At 67.9% G+C, this 20,018-nt stretch carries 16 protein-coding genes; 9 read left to right on the forward strand and 7 right to left on the reverse strand.

The features are described 5' to 3' along the window. Positions 1-50: 50 nt before the first annotated feature. The 4 genes from BS329_RS26420 (at position 51) to BS329_RS26430 (ending at position 3,360) form a co-directional block, all read left to right on the forward strand. The gene (locus BS329_RS26420) at positions 51-1,175 is read left to right on the forward strand and encodes a sensor histidine kinase (protein ID WP_143253206.1); all 1,125 of its coding nucleotides are present in this window, start codon (positions 51-53) and stop codon (positions 1,173-1,175) included. Then, positions 1,172-1,840 (forward strand): response regulator, encoded by a 669-nt coding sequence (locus BS329_RS26425; RefSeq protein WP_076163953.1) that lies wholly within the window; start codon positions 1,172-1,174, stop codon positions 1,838-1,840. The genes BS329_RS26420 and BS329_RS26425 overlap by 4 nt, the downstream gene beginning before the upstream one ends. Positions 1,841-2,431: 591 nt before the next feature. Further along, entirely contained in the window at positions 2,432-2,632 is a 201-nt protein-coding gene (locus tag BS329_RS42790; protein WP_143253207.1) for a hypothetical protein, read from the forward strand. Further along, a complete protein-coding gene (locus BS329_RS26430; protein ID WP_076163954.1) occupies positions 2,632-3,360 on the forward strand; it encodes a Crp/Fnr family transcriptional regulator in 729 nt (242 codons plus the stop codon). The genes BS329_RS42790 and BS329_RS26430 overlap by 1 nt, the downstream gene beginning before the upstream one ends. A 357-nt stretch (positions 3,361-3,717) precedes the next feature. Here BS329_RS26430 and BS329_RS26435 read toward each other — a convergent pair whose 3' ends face one another. From BS329_RS26435 to BS329_RS26465, 7 genes are all read right to left on the reverse strand, one after another. After that, on the reverse strand, positions 3,718-5,487 hold the full coding sequence (locus tag BS329_RS26435; protein ID WP_076163955.1) for a glycosyltransferase family protein: 1,770 nt from the start codon (positions 5,485-5,487) through the stop codon (positions 3,718-3,720). Next, positions 5,484-6,023: a hypothetical protein gene (locus tag BS329_RS26440; protein ID WP_244197300.1), complete on the reverse strand. Its 540-nt coding sequence runs from the start codon at positions 6,021-6,023 to the stop codon at positions 5,484-5,486. The genes BS329_RS26435 and BS329_RS26440 overlap by 4 nt, the downstream gene beginning before the upstream one ends. Beyond that, positions 6,016-7,917, reverse strand: a complete 1,902-nt coding sequence (locus BS329_RS26445) for a glycosyltransferase family 4 protein (RefSeq protein WP_076163957.1) — start codon at positions 7,915-7,917, stop codon at positions 6,016-6,018. The genes BS329_RS26440 and BS329_RS26445 overlap by 8 nt, the downstream gene beginning before the upstream one ends. Further along, positions 7,914-9,257, reverse strand: coding sequence for a class I SAM-dependent methyltransferase (locus BS329_RS26450; protein ID WP_076163958.1), 1,344 nt, complete (start codon positions 9,255-9,257; stop codon positions 7,914-7,916). The genes BS329_RS26445 and BS329_RS26450 overlap by 4 nt, the downstream gene beginning before the upstream one ends. 3 nt (positions 9,258-9,260) lie before the next feature. Continuing rightward, positions 9,261-10,583 (reverse strand): flagellar basal body-associated protein FliL, encoded by a 1,323-nt coding sequence (locus BS329_RS26455; RefSeq protein ID WP_076163959.1) that lies wholly within the window; start codon positions 10,581-10,583, stop codon positions 9,261-9,263. Positions 10,584-10,726: 143 nt separating this feature from the next. Beyond that, on the reverse strand, positions 10,727-11,902 hold the full coding sequence (locus BS329_RS26460) for a hypothetical protein (RefSeq protein ID WP_076163960.1): 1,176 nt from the start codon (positions 11,900-11,902) through the stop codon (positions 10,727-10,729). A 111-nt stretch (positions 11,903-12,013) separates the two neighbouring features. Then, positions 12,014-13,231 (reverse strand): HNH endonuclease, encoded by a 1,218-nt coding sequence (locus tag BS329_RS26465; RefSeq protein ID WP_143253208.1) that lies wholly within the window; start codon positions 13,229-13,231, stop codon positions 12,014-12,016. Positions 13,232-13,332: 101 nt separating this feature from the next. Here BS329_RS26465 and BS329_RS26470 point away from each other — a divergent pair, with 101 nt between their 5' ends. The 5 genes from BS329_RS26470 (at position 13,333) to BS329_RS26490 (ending at position 19,998) form a co-directional block, all read left to right on the forward strand. Beyond that, positions 13,333-13,839, forward strand: coding sequence for a hypothetical protein (locus BS329_RS26470; protein WP_076163962.1), 507 nt, complete (start codon positions 13,333-13,335; stop codon positions 13,837-13,839). 75 nt (positions 13,840-13,914) lie between these two features. Next, positions 13,915-14,523, forward strand: a complete 609-nt coding sequence (locus BS329_RS26475) for a class I SAM-dependent methyltransferase (RefSeq protein ID WP_076163963.1) — start codon at positions 13,915-13,917, stop codon at positions 14,521-14,523. A gap of 186 nt (positions 14,524-14,709) precedes the next feature. After that, positions 14,710-15,258, forward strand: coding sequence for a DUF2716 domain-containing protein (locus BS329_RS26480; protein ID WP_076163964.1), 549 nt, complete (start codon positions 14,710-14,712; stop codon positions 15,256-15,258). A 10-nt stretch (positions 15,259-15,268) separates the two neighbouring features. Further along, complete coding sequence (locus tag BS329_RS26485) at positions 15,269-15,670, forward strand: immunity 7 family protein (RefSeq protein ID WP_076163965.1); 402 nt, start codon at positions 15,269-15,271, stop codon at positions 15,668-15,670. A gap of 125 nt (positions 15,671-15,795) precedes the next feature. Beyond that, a complete protein-coding gene (locus BS329_RS26490) occupies positions 15,796-19,998 on the forward strand; it encodes a LamG domain-containing protein (RefSeq protein ID WP_076163966.1) in 4,203 nt (1,400 codons plus the stop codon). Positions 19,999-20,018 lie beyond the last annotated feature (20 nt).

Genomic DNA, 20,018 nt, shown 5'->3' on the forward strand with positions numbered 1-20,018 from the left:
CCGCTTTTCAACGGACGCACCACCCGTCCGCCCCGGGTAGCTTTCGTGCTGTGCTGCTGAAAGAACGGTATCCGTGGAGTCACTGGGTGGGCCGTGTGCTGCGCGTGGTGCTGCCGCTGGGGTTCGTCCTCGGCGCCACGAGCAGTGCCGCCCGCTGGCAACCGGGTGCGCAGGCCCTGACCACGTCCGGTGCCCTGTGGCTGGTCGCGATCGCGCTGCCGTTGCTGCTCGTCCACCGGTTCCCGATGCCGATCTTCCTGCTCACGTCCGCGCTGACGCTGGGCTACTACGCCTCCGGCAACCCCAGCGGCCCGGCGATCGTGCTGCCGACGATCGCGTTGTTCGTGCTCACCAAGGTCCGCGGGCCGCTGGTCGCCGGGATCACCGGCGGATCGCTGCTCGCGGCCGCCGGTGTCGCGTTGTTCGTCCGGCACGGGTTCGGTTCCTTCGACGCCCGGGCCGGGCTGGGTCTCGTGTGGGTGATCGCGGTCGTCGGGATCGGGACTGCGGTGCGCAACGGGCTGGCCGCGGCGCGGGCCCGGCGCGAGCAGGCCGACGAGCACCGGCACCGGATGGCCGAGCAGGAGCGGCTCACCATCGCCCGCGAGGTGCACGACGTCGTCGCGCACAGCCTCGCGATGATCAACGTACAGGCCGGGGTCGCCGCGCATGTCGCGGACAGGCGTCCTGAGCAGGCGAAAGAGGCGTTGCTGAACATCAAGGAGGCGAGCGCTTCGGCGCTGAAGGACCTTCGTGCGACGCTGGCCGTGCTGCGTTCCGGCGAGGACAAGGCGCCCGCGCCGAGCCTCGCCCAGGCCGACGAGCTGTTCGAGCACGCGCGGGCCGCCGGGCTGGAGGTCCGCGTCGACGGCGAACCGGGTGAGTTGCCCGCTCCCGTCGACGGCGCCGCGTACCGGATCTTGCAGGAATCGCTGACGAACGTGGTCCGCCACGCGAACCAGGCGCGCGGAGTCGACGTCAAGTTCGAACGGAAAACCGGTGCGCTGACGCTGCTCGTCCGCGACGATGGCCGTGCCGCCGTCGAACCCGTTCCAGGGCATGGCCTGCGCGGGATGGCCGAACGGGCGGCGGCGCTGGGCGGCGCGCTCACGGCGTCCGTGGTGGACGGCGGATTCCAGGTTCGCGTGGACCTGCCGATACAGGGGGAACGATGACGATCCGGGTGGTCCTCGCCGACGACCAGGCACTGGTGCGCGCCGGTTTCCGGGTGTTGCTGGAGACCGAAGACGGCTTCGAGGTGCTGGCCGAGGCGGGTGACGGTGAACAAGCGGTCGCGGCCGCCGTCGAGCACAAGCCGGACATCGTGGTGATGGACGTCCGGATGCCCGGTGTCGACGGGCTCGAAGCGACCCGCAGGATCACCGCGGACCCCGGGCTGGCCGGGGTGAAGGTCCTGGTCCTGACCACTTTCGACGTCGACGAGTATGTCTACGAGGCGTTGCGGGCGGGCGCGAGCGGGTTCCTGCTGAAGGACACCGAGCCGGTGGAACTGCTGCGGGCGCTGAAGGTGGTCGCCGCGGGTGAGGCACTGCTGGCGCCGACCGTGACCCGGCGGCTGATCGCGGAGTTCGTCGACCGGCCGGAGAACCGCCGCATCGACGTGAGCGCCGTCCGTGAGATCACCGACCGCGAACGCGAGGTGCTCGGCCTGGTCGCCGGCGGGATGTCGAACGACGAGATCGCCGCGCATCTGGTGATCTCGACGGCCACCGCGCGCACGCACGTCAGCCGCATCATGACCAAGATCGGGGCGCGCGACCGGGCGCAACTGGTGGTGCTGGCCTACGAATCCGGCCTGGTCAGTCCTCGTCGCCCCTGATCGGGAGCCCTTGCCGCGTTATCCGGCCGGTGGGGGATTCCCCCAAAAAGCTGAGATTGCCGAAGTTTCTCCCGGATCACTGGGCGTGATCGAGGGCGGCGGATCGCTGACCCTCCGTTAAATGGATCTCCTTTGGGCCCGGGTTCCGGCGATCCTCGCGAGGCTGTGCATCTGCACGTGCATCGCCGTGTTCGATTAATCTTTCCTTCGACCTGGGGAAACTCCGGGCTCGGCAAAACCGCCGCTGATTTCCGGTGGACAAGTCCCACCGATATGTCCGTACTGCTATCCCTGATTTCCCGCCGTTTTCGGCCGTGATCCGCGAAAACTGGCGGCTTCTTCGTGTACGGTCCGTGATTTTCTTCTTCGGCGGTACCCGAAGCGACTGTCACTTTCCGTCGTGGAATGGACGAATAGGGGCTCCCTGGAAGGGTGTTGCGGGCAGTGCGTTGCTTTCTCGCAAGGGCGCTGAGCACTAGTCTTCTGAGGCACGGCGTGCGGTTGCGTCACCTACTGGACGTGATTCTCACCCGGCCGGGCAAGAACTTGAAAAAGCTTCAAGAACGCTTTTCTTCTCACTGGGAGTCACTATTGGCGTCGAATACACCTGATCCCCTGCTGGTGATCACCGCGGGCGTCGTCGTTCTCGCCTACATCGTTTTCGCCGCGATCCTGACCCGGCTCCTGCTCGCCGGGAAAGTCGCCCAGCCCGCCAGGGTCATCGGCGCGGTGACGGCTTTGGTGGCGGGTCTTCCGGCCATCCTCTACGCGTTCGCGGCGGTGGTGGGCTGATGGGCCGGTCCTTCCCGGAAGCGCTCACCGACCGGCAGCGGCGGCGGCTGATCGACCTCGGCAGATACGTCGACCACGCGGCCGGCACGAACCTGGCGAATCAGGCGGATCCGGCCCCGCCGGTGCTCGTCCTGCAGTCCGGCTTCGTGAAAGTGCTGCGTACGGCGCAGGGCAACACTCCGCCGATGATCGTCGACCTGCTCGGCGCCGGTGACCTCCTCGGTCTCGAAGACTGCCTTGTCGGCTGCTCGAGTCATCTTGCCTACGTCGCCACAAAGCCGACCCGCGTGCTCGAAGTCCCTCAGAAGGCCTTTCGCGGCTTTCTTTACGACAACAAGCAGGCGATGGGCGCGGCCGCCGAGGTCCTGGCCTTCCGGGTACGGCGCCGGGACGTCGCGCTGGGCTTCGCGCCGGCCAAGGTCCGGAGCAGGTTGACCGCGTTCCTGGCTCGATTGCAGGTGGTCTACGGAGTTCCCGGAGAAGACAGCGTCGTCATCGACGTGGGGCTGAACCACGCGGACATCGCGTCCGCGATCGGGGCGTCCCCGGCCTCGGTGCACTCCGAGATGGTGAAACTCAAGAACGAGGGCTATCTGACGACGGGGTACAAGACGATTCACGTCAAGAAACAACTGCGGGAAGACGGCCCGCCGCTTTCCCCGGCCGGTGGGGCCCGTGCGCGGCGGATTCCGCAAATGCGGCTGGGACGGCGGGCGGTCGTGGGATGAACGGGGCTTTCCTCTCGAAATCCGTGAGGAAAGCCCCGTTCATCCCACTCGTGCGCCGCGGGAGCGGGCCAACGGTCCGAAAGCGGTCAGTCGCGCTTCAGCTGAAGCGCGAGCCGTATGACGAATACGACGGCCAGCGCGGCGACCAGGACGATTTCCCAGGCCATGCGGCTCCTCCTCGTCAGGCATCCGGACGCTCCGATGCTCTGCTCATAAGGCGCACCACCGGGGGAGGACGTTCACCGACACGGCCTAACTCACCCGAACGGGGTAACAGGCGCCCAAGCACGAGTGTTATGAACGGACCGTTTATAACAAATTCTGTTATGAACGGTCCGTTCATAACAGCGGTGGGGGCTAGAGAGCGCCGTCCACCGCCGCCCACACCCGATGCGGGTCGAGGTCCACCGGCCGCGAGTCCGGATCCGGCCGCAGCCGCCGCAGCAGCACCTGCTGTACCAGCGTCGTCGGCCGCGCCGCGGTGGCCACCCGCCGCCAGAACAGGTGGTCCTCCAGGCCCTCGAACAGGACCTCGGTGTTCCATCCGCCGAACTCGTCGACCAGCGAACGCCGCACCAGATACCCACTGCCGAGGTACGGCAGCACCCGCAGGCGCCGCTCCTCCGGCGGCAGCGCGCCGACCAGGCCGTCCACCGGATCCGCGACCGGACAGTGCACGACGTCGGCGCCTTCCGAGGAAGCGAGCAGCCGCTCCAGAAGGAACTCCGAAGCGCGCATCCCGCCGTCGAGCACCAGCAGCCACGACGCCGTCGAACGTTCCAGCAGCGAGTTCCGGGTGAGCCCGCGGCCGAGCGGGGTGTCGTGCAGTAGGACGTCGTACGGGCGCGGACGCGGCCACGGGTGCACGCCGTCCTCGCCGACGAGCACCTTCCGCGGCGCCACACTGCCGGTGAGCAGGTCGTTCGCCAGATCGTCCGGGTCTACTTCGCCGGTCCGGCGCACGATCAGCACGTCCACGTCGGCGGAGCCCGCCAGAGAGGCCGCCGCGGGCTCCCATCGCCGCGAAGCGATCCGTCGCGCACCTGCCGCGCGCTGCGCGATCCGTGCCGACAACGCCGTCCCGCGGGCCGAAGCCGGACCGCCCGCGGACCGGTCGCCCGCGAACCGCGCGTCGAACGACGGGGTGTCGACGGCGAGCGCGTTCTCCGGGTTCCGCAGGCTCGTCGCCAGTGCCCGCGCAGGCGCGATGTCCGCCGCCGATGTCGAACCCAGCGACGACGCCAGGTCGATCAGCCGCCGCGCCGACGCCGTCATGTCCAGCGACTTCACGAAACCGTAGGCGGCCGAACGCAGATGCCGTTCCCGCTCGGGCTCGTCGGCCAGCGCGGTGACGACCGCGCCCAGAGCCTCCGGCCTGGCCAGCACCAGATGCTCGCCGGGGACCAGCGGCTCGACGTCGACGGAGGTCTCGCTGACCACCACGCAGCCGTTGGTCATCGCTTCGAGCGTGCGTACCCATTCCAGGGTCTGCTTCTGCTCGCGGTGCAGGTTCAGTAGGAACCGCGACCGCGCGAGGTGCTCGAACTTCGCCTTGCCCGGCAGGAAGTCGACGCGGGCCGCGGTCATCGGTTCGTGCGGCGGGGTCAGCAGCCGAGTCCGCAGCCCGGCGAGGTCCCGCGCGTACGAGCCGAGCAGCACCGAACGCCGACGCTCGGCCGTGCCGAGGTAGGTGACGTCGAGGTCGCGCGGGCTGTCGAGGTCGCCGCCCCACAGGTCCCACAGCGGGCTGTAGCCGAGCTGGAAATGCTCGACGGTGATGCCGCGCCGCCGCAGTTCGGCGGTCGAATCGGTGTTGATGTCGACGGCGCCGCCCAGGATGGACAGCAGTTCGGCGTTACGCTCGAAGGTCGCCGTCCCGGGATGCTCCACACAGAAACCGATGGTGCGACGGCACTGTTCGGCGGTCGGGAAGTCGGCGTCCGGGGCGGTCACGAAGTACTCGTGGGGCACGACGACGTACACCGTGTCGCCATCGGTCTCGGGGTACTTGCCGATCGCGGTCCTCGCCTTGCCGCCCGCCGTGCGCACGGCGTCGGCGACCACTTCGAGGAGTTCCTCCATGAAGGCGGAACCGCCCTCGGCGGAGACGAAGCAGAGTTCGGTCACGGCCGGTCCATCTTCTTCCGCACGACCCGCAGCGGCGCGGTGACCCGCCAGCTGACGGTGCGGCGCGTGGCGTCGAGTTCCCTGGCCATCTCGGCGGCGAGGCGTTCGGCGTTGAGCAGGCGCTGCCGGTCGGCCGACGGCTCGCCACCGGGCAGGATATCCGCGTCGACGACGCCCGCCGACACCACGAGTTCGGCGTCGAGCAGCGCGAGCCGCAGCTTGTCCCGCTCCTCACGGCAGGTCTTCAGCTCCGCGCGCAGCGAGTCACGCTGCTGGTGGGCGAGCAGGACCTCGGCCTCCAGCGCGTGCAGACGTGCCTTCGAGACATCGAGTTCTTCCTGCTGCGAGGAGAGCTTCTGGTTCATCTCGGCGGACTCGCCTTCGTTCGACGCGACGGCGGTGGCCTCGCGCAGCTCGTGCTCGGTGTCGGCCAGCTTGGCCTTCAGCCGGTCCTGCTCGGCGGTGAACACCTGCCGTTCGGCGCGGAGCCGGGTCAGCTCGGCCTGGACACGGCCGGGAATGTCGGTGTCAGACATGAACGCCCCCACTCAGTTCGGTCAGGATTTCGGAGTACTCGCGTGCGTAGCCCGCCGGATCGAGCCAAGGCAGCAGCTTCTCGTACGCGGCCTTCGCCATCTCACGGCGGCGCGTGGCCGAGGTGCCCAGCGCGCGCAGCAGCGCCGCTGTCAGCGCGTCGACGTCGTTGGTCTCGAACAGCCAGCCCGTCTCGCCGTCGACGATCATCTCCCGCGCGCCGAACACGTCGGTCGCCGCGACCGGGACGCCACAGCAAACGGCTTCGAGGATCGAGCGCGGCAGCGACTCGATGTCGGAGCTGTTCACGAAGATGTCCGCGGCCTGGAGCCAGCGCAGCGGATCCGGCTGGATCGGTACCAGGCTGACCGCCTTCTCCAGTCCGGCGCGCTCGACCGATTCCTCCATCGCCAGCCCGTACGGCGACAGGTGCAGGCCGACGACGGACAGCTTCGCCTCGGGGTGGACCTTGTGGATCCGCTCCATCGCCGAGATCAGCGGCGCCTGTCCCTTGCGGGATTCCGCGATGCCGATGTTGACCAGCACGATGTCGTCCGGCGTGTAGCCGAGCATGTTCCGCGCCTGCCGCCGGGTCTCCGACCGCGTCCGGCCGCCGAACTTGTGCATCGGCGTGCCGTAGCGGACGGTCCGGCAGCGTTCCGGTTTGCTGTACGGGAGGAACATCTCGCGCGTCGCGTCCGCGACGAACAGCAGCCTGTCGACCTCGGCGAGCGTGCTCTCCCAGCGTTGCCACACCGCGGCGGGCGGCTTCACCGGGCCCCAGTTCTGGTAGGCGAACGCGGGCAGCGAAAAACTCTCGTGGATCACCCATGCCGTCGGCATCCCGGCGCGCTTCGCCGCGTCCGCGCCGACGAAACCGCCGAGTGTGTTGACGAGCGCGACACCCGCTCCGGAGCACTTCGCGAAGCGCGCCAGCTCGGCGACGTGCCCTTCGTAGGCGGGCACCGTCTGGTTCCGGTAGTGCGTCGTGACGTGCACGGGGATGCCGAGCTCGTGGCAGTCCGCGCGCAGCGGGCCGTCGGTTTCGCTGACCAGGCTGACCTGCCAGCCGTGGTCGGTCACCATCCGGCTCAGCAGTTCCTGAAGCCACAACTGCCCGCCGCCGACGCCGAGACTGTGGGTGAACACCAGGACATGCTTCGGATCGGTCGGGATGTTCACGCGCGCCATCGCGCGGGCGGTGTCACCGGCCAGTTCGTCGGCGAGTTCGGCGTCGTCCAGGTCCGCGACAGGGTTGCGAAGCGTGAAGGTGCGCTTCGGCGACACGACCTCGCCGACGCCTTCGGTGCGGTACCGGACGCGAAGCGACAGCGCCCGCTCTTCGCCGTACGGGAGGTCGACGGGCACCCAAGCCTCGAAGCCGCTCACCGCGGCGTCGTCGAATCCTGGGAATTCCTTCGGCACGTCCTTGCGCGGCAGGCGGGTGCGCGCGCTGACCGTGCCACCGCCCTCGACCATGACCTCGATCAGGTTGGGCGCCCGACCCTGAAGCAAGGCCCAACCCGTCACGTAGACGACGTGCCCTTCGGCGACCTTGCCCTGCTTCGGCGCTTCGAGTTCGCCCAGCCACAGCGGTTCGTCGCCCGGCAGCGTGCCGACGTGGACACTCGCCTGGTTCAGCACGCGCTCGTCCGGGCCGGTGACGACGATGTCCTGAGTGCCTGCGGGGACCCAGGTGGCCGGAACGGCACGCCATCCGAAAGTGCCTTCGGGCGCGCCCGGGCACGGCTCGGGGAACAGGTTCGCCTCGACGTCCGCGATGGTCACGGACATCTCGTCGATCCGGCTGATCCCGGTCGTCCAGCCCCGGAGCTCGAACAGGTGCCCGACCGGCCGGTCCGGGGTCAGGATGCCGGCGGTATGCAGGCTCGTCATCGCTTCGCTACCTCGTCTTCGTTCGCCGCCACACCGGCGCCGACCTTCGGTGAACGGTACCCGTGGACGGTTCTCGCCAGGCGCGATCGCCAGATTTCGGCGATGGACTCCCGTACCTCGTCCGTGCCGGACGCGGTGCCGCACGAGCCGATCGCCGAGAAGGCGGCCTCACGGTCCACCGCACTGTCCACAAAGGAGGGATGGAGGCCGATCAGCACCCCGAGCCAGCCCGCCAGATCGCGCTGCGACCCGCCGTCCGCCGCCGCGGACCAGCCCGCGTCGGCGAGTTTGTCGGCCAGCACGAGCACTCCGCGCTCGATCACCTCGGGCACGCCGGCGCCCGCGTTCCGCCACTCGAGGTCGATCGGGCGCAAGGTCGCGCCGTCGACGAGGACGTTGTGCGGCACCAGATCCCACAAAGCCTCGACCCCGCGCGAGGCCTCCTCACGCAGGAGATCCCGCCAGCCGGTGAGTAAGTCCGCGACACGCTCCGGCTCGTCGAGCAGGACTTCGACCATCGTCGGCGCGTCGTACACCTTGTCCGTGCACGGCCCGACCGAGATCCCGGCGACCGGCGGCGACGGAGCGAGCGGCGTACGGCGGACTTCGGCGCCCTCGCCGGTGCGCACGACGTCGGCCCGCGTGCAGGCGAACGCGGCGCGCTCGGCGGTGTTGAAGTACGTCGCGAGCCGGTACGCGGGCCAGAGGGCGGCGGCGCCGGGACCGCAGAGCAGGGCCAGGCCGTCCCCGGCGCCGCCGGTGATCGCGGCGGCGAGGCGGGGCAGTTCGGTGTCGATCCGCGCGCCGCGTACCGCGCGGGCGACCTCGTGACCAGGGGAACAGAGCAGCTCACGCTGGACTTCGAGACCGGCCGACGCGAGCGTCTTGGCGACGCCTCTCGAAGCGGTCAGAACCACGACGGCACCCGTCGGCGACAGCTGCTCTCGAACCGTGATCAGGAGGTTTCGCGTCGCGTACGCCTGCTGGACGACGACGAGGTCGTGGGTCTCGGACGGAAGCCGGTCGGACACCGTCACGGTGCCGAGGTCACGGGTGCGGAATCGCACCGCGGCGGCGCGGACCGGGTCGGCCTCGACGGCGTGCACCCTCACCGAGACCTCGCCCAGATACCGCGTCAAAGCACCGAAACCGGCACCGACTTCGAGGACTCGCGCCGCCTTCGGCAGCACGAGCGCCCGGAGGACGTTCGCGGCGCCGTGATCGAGCGGCACGCGCTCGGTGGCGTCCCAGCCCGCGAAGTGCAGCTCGTCGGACAACGAGCCGGTGTCCTCGGCCAGGGAGAGCAGAGTCGTGAGCAGCCGTGCCTTCTCGGCGGTCATCGCTTAGCTGGTGACGGCGTAATTTTCCAGCGTCTTCTTCACCGCACGCTGGTACGTGCCGCTCAACGCCTTCTCGCCCTCTTCGCCGCCGAGGGGGTTCTGCAGGACGTCCACCCGGACGATGTTGTTGCCGCTGATCCAGGTGCCGCGGTAGTTGCCCTTGTCGCCGTCGATCTTCTTCTGGAAGTTCAACTTCGGCGGCATGCCCGGCAGCGGCTCGGTGATCTGCACGAACCCGTTGCTCGTCTGGTACTGGCGCAGCTGCTTGACCAGGTCACCGGCGGCGCCGGGGCTGGTCAGCGGAATGACCGTGACCGAGATCTTCGCCGGTTGCGGCCCGGTCTCGTCCGGCTGCTTCTGCGAGCCGCGGTACGCGACCTGCTTCACGCCTGCGGCGATGACCAGATCGGCTTCGCCCTTTTCCATGCCGGTGATGGCGGCGAGTTCGGCAGCGGGGATCGCGCCGCTCTTCGAGTCCTCTTCGCCGGACTGCTCCGGGATCTTCTCGAACAGCAGCTCTTCAGGCGTCTTCGGTTTGGCCGATGACGTCGGAGGCGCGTTCTGGGACTGGGTCGGCTGCGGCTGGGCCGTCGGGTCCGACGGTTCGTCACCGCCGCCCTTGAAGGCGAAGTAGCCGCCGACACCCAGACCGCCGAGAACCAGCACGGCGACGATCGCGATGATCGCGATCTTGCCGCCCTTGCCCTTGGGTTTGTCTTCGAACAGCTCGGGGCCCTGCTTGACCCACTCCGTGCTGCCGACCGGCGAGATCGGCGGGAAGTCCGAACCTCCCCACGGCGGGCTGGCGTCGTTGTCGGTCCAGCCCTGCTGCTGAGGCTGTTGCTGTTGTTGCTGGTAGCCGTGTTGCTGCTGCGGGAAACCGCCCGCGGGTGAGGCCTGGCCCTGCTGGGGGAAGCCACCCGCCGGGGACGACTGGCCCTGCTGCGGGAAACCACCCGGCGGCGACGCCACCGGCGGCACGACCTGGGTACGGTTCGGGTCGGCCTGCTGCTGCCAGTTCGGGACGACCTGGGTGCGCTCGCCCTCGCCGCCGCTCTGCGGTGGCTGGTTCACCGGGGCGATGATCTGCGTCGAGTCGGCGCTGCCGATCTGCTGCGGCGCCTGCGGTTGCTGCGGCGGAGCGGGCGGCGGCTGCTGCTGAAAGGGCTGGTGGCCGGGCTGCTGGACCTGCTGCTGGGCTGGGTCGCCGTACGCGACCGCCGAGGACAGCACCTGGTCGCGCCGGAGCCGGTAATCGTCCGCGGAGAGGCGTCCCGATGCGAGCTCTTCGTCCAGATTGCGCAGCTCTTCCTGCCAGGACACCACCGGCCCCCTTATCCGATTCCAGGCGGGAAACACGCTCCCGGCCGTCGCGATACCACCACTGCGGTGACCTCGCACATTCTGCACTGCCCGGCCTCGGCTCGCCCCCGCGGGTCGAATCGTGATCTCCCCGCGACCTGCGCTTCTCAGCTCGCCGGGAGAACGGTGTCCAACGAGGTCAGAGTCTGCTCCAAACGGGTGTCGAGCGCCTGCGAATCGCCGCCGAGCGGTTGCGAAACCCACGTCGTCACGGCCATCGTCCCGGAGACGTAACCCGTTCCGCTGAGCTGGCCGTTCTTGTTCGCCCCGACCAGTGCCATCCGATCGCCGACGCGCTGCTCGCGCAATCCGGCATTGATCGAATTCTCGCGGAAGTACTTGACGATCGCGGCGGCGTCTTTGGCGTCGTTCGCCGAGATCACCAGGACGAGGTAACCGTTCGCACCCTCGTTCGAACCCTTGTGGGTGATGGAGGCGACGTTCTTCGCCGTCAGATAGTCGGCTGCGGCCTTCGAATAGAGGTTGAGTTCGACCCCCTTCGCGACCGACATCGTCGAGTTGTCCTTCGACGGTGTCCCCGGCAGCGCGGGCAACCTGTCCTCCAACGGCGTCTGAGCACTGTTGGGCCGGCCGGACGACGTGAGCCCGCCCGGCGGCTGGGCCACACTCGGCGCGGGCGGCTGCTCGGCGACGTTCGAGGACGGTGACGAGCCCAGCCACAGCGTTCCGCCGATGATCAACGCCAGCACGACCAGCACGCCCGCGCCGATGAACAGCCAAGTCGGCTTGCGCTTGCCGACGGCCGCGTAGTCCTCGGGCGGCGAGCTGTGCCGCGGCCCCGGTTCCGGGGTCAGCGGCGGGAGCGGCCGGTTCAGCTGGCGGGTCGACGGCTTGTTCCGCACCGGAGGCGGCTCGGTGCGCAGGTAGACCGTCGGATTGATGTCGGCGGGCGAGGGCGCCGTTGTCCTGTGGTCCGCGATGCGCGGGATGGCGCTCTTCGTCTCTTCGCGCGGCTTGGGCTTCTCGGTTTCGAAGGGCTGGGTGCGCTGCTCCGGCGGCGGTGGCACGTAAGCCTGCTGAGGCTGTTGGTACGGCTGAGGCTGCTGGACCGTGACGGTGGGCAGTTCACTCGGCCGCGCGGCGGGATTGGTGCTGTGCCACGCCCCGCCAGGGCGTCGCAACGGGGAGGGGACCGGTGACGGCATCGTCCCGCCGGAGGCCTCCGCCAGGAGCTCGTCGCGCTTCCGGCGGTGCTCGGCGTGCCCGATGCGACCCGCGGCCAGCTCGACGTCCAGCTGCCGAAGCTCGTCCTGCCAGCTCATGTAGCCCCCTGCCGCCGGGTGTGGGCAGCCAGTGTTGCATGCACCCGAATGGGTGGTTGATGTGGTCTTTCCACATTCTTGCGCCCCCTCGTGACCTCGGTCCAGCACGGATCAGGGGCCGCTCCGGCCCTCGGGCCGGTCGATCGGCCTTAAAGCGGTGACGGTCACTTCGAGTATTTGCAGGGCTCGCTCGCGATCGTTCCCGAGATCGGCCAGAAGGTACTGCACCCGCTCGGCGTCTCTCGGGTCGGAAAGAACCGGCACCAGTCGCCTCGTGCAATGATCGGTCAGTTCTTCGAGCGATGCCTTGTCCTGGAGGCAGGCCGTGACCAACTCCAGGGCGGTCTCCACTGGTCCCTGGTCCGTGGCGCGAGTGTTCTTTGATATGCGTCGACGCGCGATATCCATCGCCCAGGCGTGGGTCGACACCTTGGCTTCGATGCCGAAATGCTTACCGGTCTTCTGGTGAAGAACTTCGTAGTACTCGGTAAGAATCTCGCCCCACTTCCCGCCTTGGAAGTCGTCGTCTTTCCATTCGTGCAACGCCTTCAGCTCTGCTATCACCTTGGCGAAGAACTCGCTCTTTTCCGGTTCGGGGTCCGACTTTGGCTCCGGTGCCGGTACTTTGAGCTTTTCCTCGATCAGGGTCATTCGTCTGCTGGAGTCTCGAAGCGATGCGTAGTCGATCCACTTCCAGAACGCCTCCGCGTCGGCCACGTCTGGGGCCTCGCGATGATGCTCCTTGCAGAGGAGGGCGAAGTTGGCTAGTGAGTGGGAGCCGTCCAAAGCTCGAGGCAGGGCATGTGCGCGCTCGACCGGCGTTGCCCAGCAGATCAGGCAGCACGGATCCGAGAGACCGAGGTAATCGGCGATCTGCTCGACCGAAGGCGGGGTCGCCCTGGCGCTGTTGATTTCAGGACGGCTTCGCGTCTCTGATTTCAAGACGTCGTACTCGAATTGTGTTCCGTCCAGTGGTGGAAAGAATTCGACGTGGTCAGGGACATCCTCGCGTTGGGCTTTCCCGTTACGTGCATGGAGAAGTGGTGTCGACATTTCCGTCAAATAGGGGAACAAAACGTTGGGTATAAACTCGGACATGAGCTCCCAGGCATCGTGGTCGAAGCCTCCTTCGATGTTTCTGTGCCCCTGAACGTCCATGAAAAGCCCGCGAGGTTTGCCCGGAAACTTGCGTGCACAGTCGCGGACCATCTCGAAAAGTCTGTTCGCGCAGCGTTCGAAATCCTCGTACACCGCCATGTCGTGATAGATCAAAACCAGCTTGTCTTTACCCGGTCGGCGTTTCTTCCGATTGGTCTTTTTCTTTGACACCGATTCTCCTCCTGATCGCCACGAATGTACTGGAACCGCCTCGCCGATCGGGAGCGGTCGTGCGACCGCCCGGGTACGGTGGCGGACGTGGGAAGTGCCGGGTGACGGAAATCGACGCGTGTCGCAGCGCGCTGCGCGAGCTGGCCATCGGCAGGCTCGCCGGACGTGACGTCCGCACGTCACACCTGGTCGAGGCCGGTCTGGACGCGATCGTCGCCGGACTCGACGTGCCCTCTGTCGCCTTGCTCGCCGGGCTCGAGTCCTCCGGGGAAGACGCCATCGAGAAAGCACTCGGCCAGGTCGTCGACGAACTCGGCCTCGAACTGCCCGCCGACGCGACGGCCGCGCGCTGGCTGCTGATCCACGGCTGGCTCACCGCCATGGTCGAAGGCACCCTGTCACCCGCGGCCGGTGGCGCGCTGGTCAGCGAGGTCGGCGAGCTGCTCGGGTCCCCGGCGCCGCTGCGCGGGATCACCCGCTGGTCGGCGATGCTCGACAACTGGATCCCCACCGATCTCACCCCGCGTGACGTCTGCGAGGTGCCGATCCTCGAAGAATCGGCCGAGTTGCTCGAAGGTCCTTGGCCTCCTGGCCGGAGTCACCCGTAAGGCGCCGGTTTCTGTCGTACATGTGTTCTAAAATGGGCTTTGTACAGCAGGAACAGCGGCGAAAGGCAGACACGGATGGCCTACATCACCCTGCCCACGTTCGTGGGGTACAGCACGAGCTCGGGTCCCTCTCGCTCCTCGTTCGTCCGGCGCTGGCGCCGCCAGTACGAGGACCCGGCCCGGGGCGGGTTCAACTTCTACCTCCGCGCCGCGAACGCGATCCGGGCCGGGCGGATCTCCGGCCGGGATCGTGAAGTGATGCGTGCCCTCGTCGAGAACGCGGACGAGCGCACGCGGCCGCACTACACCGAGATCGCCAACGGCTGGCTGCGTTACGTGGGGCGGCGTGACCTGCGCCTGGCGGAGGTCGGCCGGTCGCGCTGGCGGCTCGGCTCGCTCGAAGTGGGCATCAACCCGCATCTCGGCCTGCGCAAGGGCGACGGCCCGGTCTACGCGACCTGGCTCTACTTCAAGGAGGAACCGTTGAGCCGCGACGCGGCGCAGATGGTGCTGTGGCTGCTGGAGCAGACCATGGACGAGCTGCGGCCCGGCGGTCGTCCGCTGGTGATCGACGTCCGGCGCTCGAAGGAGTTCGCGTTATCCCCGCGCGATCGCGACAAGGTGCGGCCGTGGGTGCGGAGTGAGGCCTCGGCCTTCATGAGCCTTTGGGAGGCGGCCGCATGAGCGAACGACGGCGAGCCCGCGTCGGTGGGCTCGCCGTTCACGCACCGTCATTCTCACGGTTCCGGCCGCAGCGCAAGACACCTGATCAGGTGACAGTTTCACGGAGTATGCCCACGAACTGGACAACTCGGCCCCCGAACACGAAGCTTTCCCAGTCTTAATCGGCCGAACCACCGAGGGTCGCTCGTGAACAACGCTTGGGAAGCCGTCTCCAGGGTCTCAGATGAGCCCGCCTGGTACTGGGTCTACGACAAGCTCGCGTTCTGGCCGAGCACCTACTCGCACGCCTGGCCGGGCTTCCGTGAACCCGCGCCGTCCGTCGCGTGGGACCTCGCGCCCGAGGGAGCCGACCGGTCGTCGGCTGAATTCCGGCTCGGCCCGTACGCCGTCGAGCAGAACGACGTCGCCCGGGTCGCGCTGTCGGCGTTGAAGGACTGTGTCGCCGAGGACGAGTGGGTGTGGGTGCTGCACTGGCAGCACCAGTCGTATCGCTTCTACCCGCATCGGCACGCCGCGCTCGACCCGTGGCCGGTTCAGGTGTTCCCGCGTACGGATTACCATCTGTTCCTGGCGAACGACTTCCGTTTCGGCACACTCGGGCATCCGTGGGAGCGGACCTTGTGCGTCTACGGCGAGAAGCTGGTGCCCGCCTTCGAGCGGCACGGTGAGCGAGTTTTCAAGAACGTGCTGCGGCGGGACGGGGCGCCGACGGTGATGACGGCCGGACCTGCCTAAACTCAGTCGGGTGTTCGAATACCACGGGTGGGTGACCATCCAAGCGAGCCCTTCCGGTGACGATGACGCGGCGCTGCTCGAGCGCATCGTCGAGCGGGTGCACCGCGCCGTCCGCGACTTCGACGACGGCGACCTGGTGGACCTGCGCTGGGCCGCCGGGGTGCCGGTGCTGCACCTGGGCGGTATGGACAAACACGGCACGGCGATCGGGACCGAGCTGGTGGACCTGTTCACCCGCGTCGGCGACCTCGCGCCGGGTTCGTACGGTCTCCTGCACGTCTGGGACGACCAGGATCCCGCGCACGACAACGAGTTCCGGGTGTACCGGATGGCACGTGGCCTGGTCACCGAACGCGGGGACGACCACCTGTCCCCGGTCGCGCCGACCGTGCTGGACGGCTACGAGATCTGAGGTCTACCTGCTGTTTCGTGGATGATCGAAATTAGGCTGTTCGGCTGCTTTTCCCGCCCGTCCGAATAGGACAGAGTTCAGCAGGGTGCGGGTGGCACATCCCCGCGGAACGAGGGGGAACAGCCGTGAGATCGTCGCGCCTGAGATCGCGTCTCGGTGTCGTCAGCGTCGTGGTGGCCGTGGCTTTCGGGGTACTTCCGGCCACGGCTTTCGCATCTCCGGCCGAAGCCGCTTCCCCAGCGCCGTCGGCGGTACCGAATTCCGCTCCCGACACCGCATCCGCGACGAAGTTCGCCAAGGAGGGCCGGAAGAAGGTCCGGATCGACGACCTGACCTCCGAGCGGTCGGAAACCGTCGCCAACCCCGACGGCTCCCTGACGCGGACGCAGAACACCCGACCGGTCCGGGTCCCTCGTGGCGGTGACTGGGTTCCCGCGGACTCGACGCTGAGCCCCGGCCCGAACGGGGCACTGTCGCCGAAGGCCGCGATGGCCGACATCTCGCTGTCCGCCGGGCGGCGGGGCGACGTCCAGACCGCGGGGACCTCGCCGTTGCTGCAGTTGAGCGCCAACGGCACCTCGGTGGGTCTCGATTGGCCGGGTGCGCTTCCCCAGCCGGTGGTTTCGGGTGCCACGGCCACCTACCCCGAGGTCCTTCCCGGGATCGACCTCAAGGTCGAGGTCGACGTGGACAAGGTCCACGAGGTCGTCGTGATCAAGACGCCGGAGGCGGCGAAGAACCCGGCCATCGCGAAGATCAAGCTGGGTCTTCCGGTGAAGAACGGCCAGGTCACGAAGGACGCCGACGGCGCTCTGCGGGTCAAGGACACCAAGGGGGCCGACGTCTTCCTGGCCAAGGCGCCCTTGATGTGGGACTCGTCGGGCGTCGAACCCGGCTCGGTGGATTTCGTCCGCGGCCCCGCGGCGGGCGGGCGCCAGGCCAAGGTCGCGACCGAGATCTCGGGCAAGGCGCTGCTCCTCACCCCCGACGCCGACCTGCTGGCGAACGCCGCATACCCGGTCTACGTCGATCCCACCTGGCAGACGAACTACTGCGCCAACTGCGGTCGCAACCACTACCTGGTCCAGCACGCCTGCGGCGCTTCGAAGACGCCGGGCGAGGCGGCTTGGGACACGGGCGACCAGCTCAAGGCCGGGTACATCTACGACTCCAGTTCGAGCTGCGCCGGAAACCTCGTCACCGCGCGCTCCTTCGTGGAGATGAACCTCGGCGGCCTCGCCGGGAAGCTGATCTACACCGCGCAACTCAACCTGGCGGTGACCAACTCGAAGGACTGCGGCGGCTCCAACAACGTGGTGCTGACCAATCCGATCGTTCCAGGGCTGAAGTTCGGAAGTGGCCCGGCACTGGGCAACTGGCTCGGCGGAGTGAACGGCTGCCCGACCAACGTCGGGTTCGACGTCCTCCCGACCATCGTGAGCTTGGTGAACGCCGGCGGGCCGACCTTCACCTTCGGCATCGTCTCGCCCAACGAGAACGACCAGAAGACCTGGAAGAGGTACTCCACCCAGGTCGGGTTCTCGGTCACCTACAACTCGCGTCCGAACGCGCCGTTCAACCTCGCCATCGTCAACGGGACTTCGACGCATTCCTGTGTCCCGCCCGTCCCTGGCATGCCGCGGATCCGCCCGGTGCTCGGCCGCACCAGCACCGGCTACGTGGTCAAGGCGAACGTCCAAGATCCGGACGGTGGCATGCTCTACACCGGTTTCCGTGTCTACAAGGGCTGGGTAAGCACCGGGAACTACGCGTGGGACGGTCGTGAAGCCGGAGTCGACAACGTATTGAGCGATTCCAATGTCGCGAATCGCAACGCTCAGGCCACTTTGTCCACCGCGTCGATGAACGCGGACGGGATCTACTCCTTCGACGCACACGTCACCGACGGCCGCGAAACCAGTTGGGCCGTTCCGTGTGAGGTCGAGGTGCAGCTGTCCGCTCCCGCCGCGCCGTCGGTGTCGTCCCAGACGTATCCGAGTGGCGGCTTCGGAGGCGGCCCCGGCCGGGCGGGTGACTTCACCTTCGCGGTGGCCAACACCCCGACCTCGGTCGGAAGCTACGTGTGGAAGCTGGACAACACCGCGCCGCCCACCTGCAACGGGACCGAGCCCGGAACCGTGAAACCCGCCGCGTACAGCGGGCCCGCGACCGTCGCCATCGCCCCGCAGACGAAGGGGACGCACGTCCTGAGTGTCTGGTCGTGCAACCGGGCGAAGACACCGTCGACCCGGGTCGACTACAACTTCAGCGTCCGCGACGTCACGGCGCCTCTCGCGTCCTGGCAGTTCGAAGGCGACGGTGCTTCCCAGGCACCTGGCCTGCGTTACGTCGGCGAAGGCAAGGGAGCTTTCACCGACGGCAAGATCGGGGAAGGCGCGGCCCTGTCCGGCCAGGCAGGCGACTACTTCGCGACCGGTGCGCGGGTGGTGGACACGGCGAAGTCCTTCTCGGCTTCCGCCTGGGTGAACCCGGCCGGGCTGAACAGCAGGCGGGTCGTGCTGTCCCAGGACGGCAGCCAGAGCAGCGGTTTCGCCTTGCAGTACCACGAATCCGGCAAGTGGGCCTTCAGCATCGCCGACCCGGCCCAAGCCAACCCCGCGCAGAGTTCCGCCTTTTCCACCTCCGCTCCGGCGGAAGGGACATGGACGCATCTGACCGGCGTGTACGACGCCGCCGCGAAAACGGCGACGCTCTACGTGAACGGGCAAGCGCAGGCCACGGTCACCGCCACCGGCTCCGGCGGTGCGGGGCCGTTGGTCGCGGGCGGCGGAAAGGCAGGCGGTGCGCGGACTTACCTGTACTCCGGGAAACTCGACGAGGTCGCGCTCTTCGATCGCGCGCTGACCGCGTCGGAAGTCGGTTCACTGCACGGGAACAACGGTGTGCCGACCGGTCTATCGGCCATCCGTGAATACGCGTTCGAGAGCAGCACGGTGGACGCGACCGGAAACGACGGTGCGCTCACCTTCGCTCCCGGTTCGGCGTTCGCGACCGGTTACAGCGACTCCGCCGGGCAATCCGCGACCGAGAGCAAGGTCGGACAGTCGTCCGGGCAGGCCTTCGTCAGCGACGGACCCGGTTACGGGCAGACGAAAACGCCGGTGATCGACACCGCGCAGAGCTTCACCGTTTCGGCGTGGGTGAAGCTGGCCGATGCCAACGGTTACTACGTCGTGGCCGGGCAAGACGGCATCCGCTCCGGTGCCTTCCAGTTGCGCTACTCCCCGGACGTGAACCGGTGGATCATGGGGCTTTCAGCCGCCGACGACGATGGAGACGTGTATCGGTGGGCGTCCTCCACCAGCATCCCGCAGGTGGGTGTCTGGACGCATTTGACTGGCGTCTATGACTCTTCCACGGCCAAAGTGCTGATCTATGTGAACGGTGTCCTCGAAGGGCAGACAGCCATTCCCGCGGGGTCCGCGTGGACCGCGACAGGTGGCTTCGCCGTCGGGCAGGTGCGGTGGAAAGGCCAGCCGTCGCCCTACTTCAAGGGCAGCATCGACCAGGTTCAGGTCTGGGACCGCGCACTTCCCGCCGCCGAGACCGCCGGACTCGCGAACACCGCTGTGCTCCGGGCGAACTACCAGCTCGACGGCAACACCAACGACGGGGTCACCGGCGCGGCCGGTGTCGTCTCGGGCGGCGCGGCCATGGTGAACGACAACGGCGTCAATGTCGCGAAGTTCGACAAGTCGTGGACCGGGCAGATCGAGAGTCCGCGCCCGCCCGCACTCCGCGCCGATCGGAGTTTCACCGTGGAAGCTTGGGTGCGACACAAGTGGACGCCGGAGGACATCCAGGACGCAAAGCTTCGCAGTCCTTCGAACAGCGTCGGTGGAGACGACGCCACTCGGGCCGGTGTCGCGCTGAACGACCCGAAGTTCTCGCCTTTCCTGCTCGGGTACCGGCCGTCCAAGGACGCGGCAGGGAACTGGTACGGCAAATGGAGTTGGTTGGCCAGTTCGCCGTCCGCCACCGCGGGGCAGCCGACTCCGGGGGTCGCTGTCACGTCGGAGAGCGTCGACGAGAACACCTGGACGCATTTGACCGGAACCTACGACGCGGTCACCGACGTGGCCTGCCTCTACGCGGAGACAGACGAGAGGCAGTTCCAGCCCGTGTGCCGGTCCGGCGTCACCGGCTGGGCGGGCAACAGTGATATCGCGAGTCTGTTCCTCGGACGGGGCATCTGGGATGGATACAAATCCGACTACTGGTACGGCGATGTTCGCGGCGTTCGCGTCTACACCGGCGTACTGGACCCGCAGCGCATCGCCGCGGACATGATTCTCGACCACCCCTGAATTTCCTCTTCCGGCTTGGC

It is taken from the genome of Amycolatopsis coloradensis, assembly GCF_001953865.1.
Classification (GTDB): Bacteria; Actinomycetota; Actinomycetes; order Mycobacteriales; family Pseudonocardiaceae; genus Amycolatopsis; species Amycolatopsis coloradensis.

Excerpts from the sequence above, each read along its gene's own strand:
- BS329_RS26475 (WP_076163963.1), top strand. The coding sequence starts at position 13,915 with ATGGCCTACATCACCCTGCCCACGTTCGTGGGGTACAGCACGAGCTCG.
- BS329_RS26460 (WP_076163960.1), bottom strand. The coding sequence starts at position 11,902 with ATGAGCTGGCAGGACGAGCTTCGGCAGCTGGACGTCGAGCTGGCCGCG.
- BS329_RS26450 (WP_076163958.1), bottom strand. The coding sequence starts at position 9,257 with ATGACCGCCGAGAAGGCACGGCTGCTCACGACTCTGCTCTCCCTGGCC.
- BS329_RS26430 (WP_076163954.1), top strand. The coding sequence starts at position 2,632 with ATGGGCCGGTCCTTCCCGGAAGCGCTCACCGACCGGCAGCGGCGGCGG.
- BS329_RS26445 (WP_076163957.1), bottom strand. The coding sequence starts at position 7,917 with ATGACGAGCCTGCATACCGCCGGCATCCTGACCCCGGACCGGCCGGTC.
- BS329_RS26425 (WP_076163953.1), top strand. The coding sequence starts at position 1,172 with ATGACGATCCGGGTGGTCCTCGCCGACGACCAGGCACTGGTGCGCGCC.
- BS329_RS26440 (WP_244197300.1), bottom strand. The coding sequence starts at position 6,023 with ATGTCTGACACCGACATTCCCGGCCGTGTCCAGGCCGAGCTGACCCGG.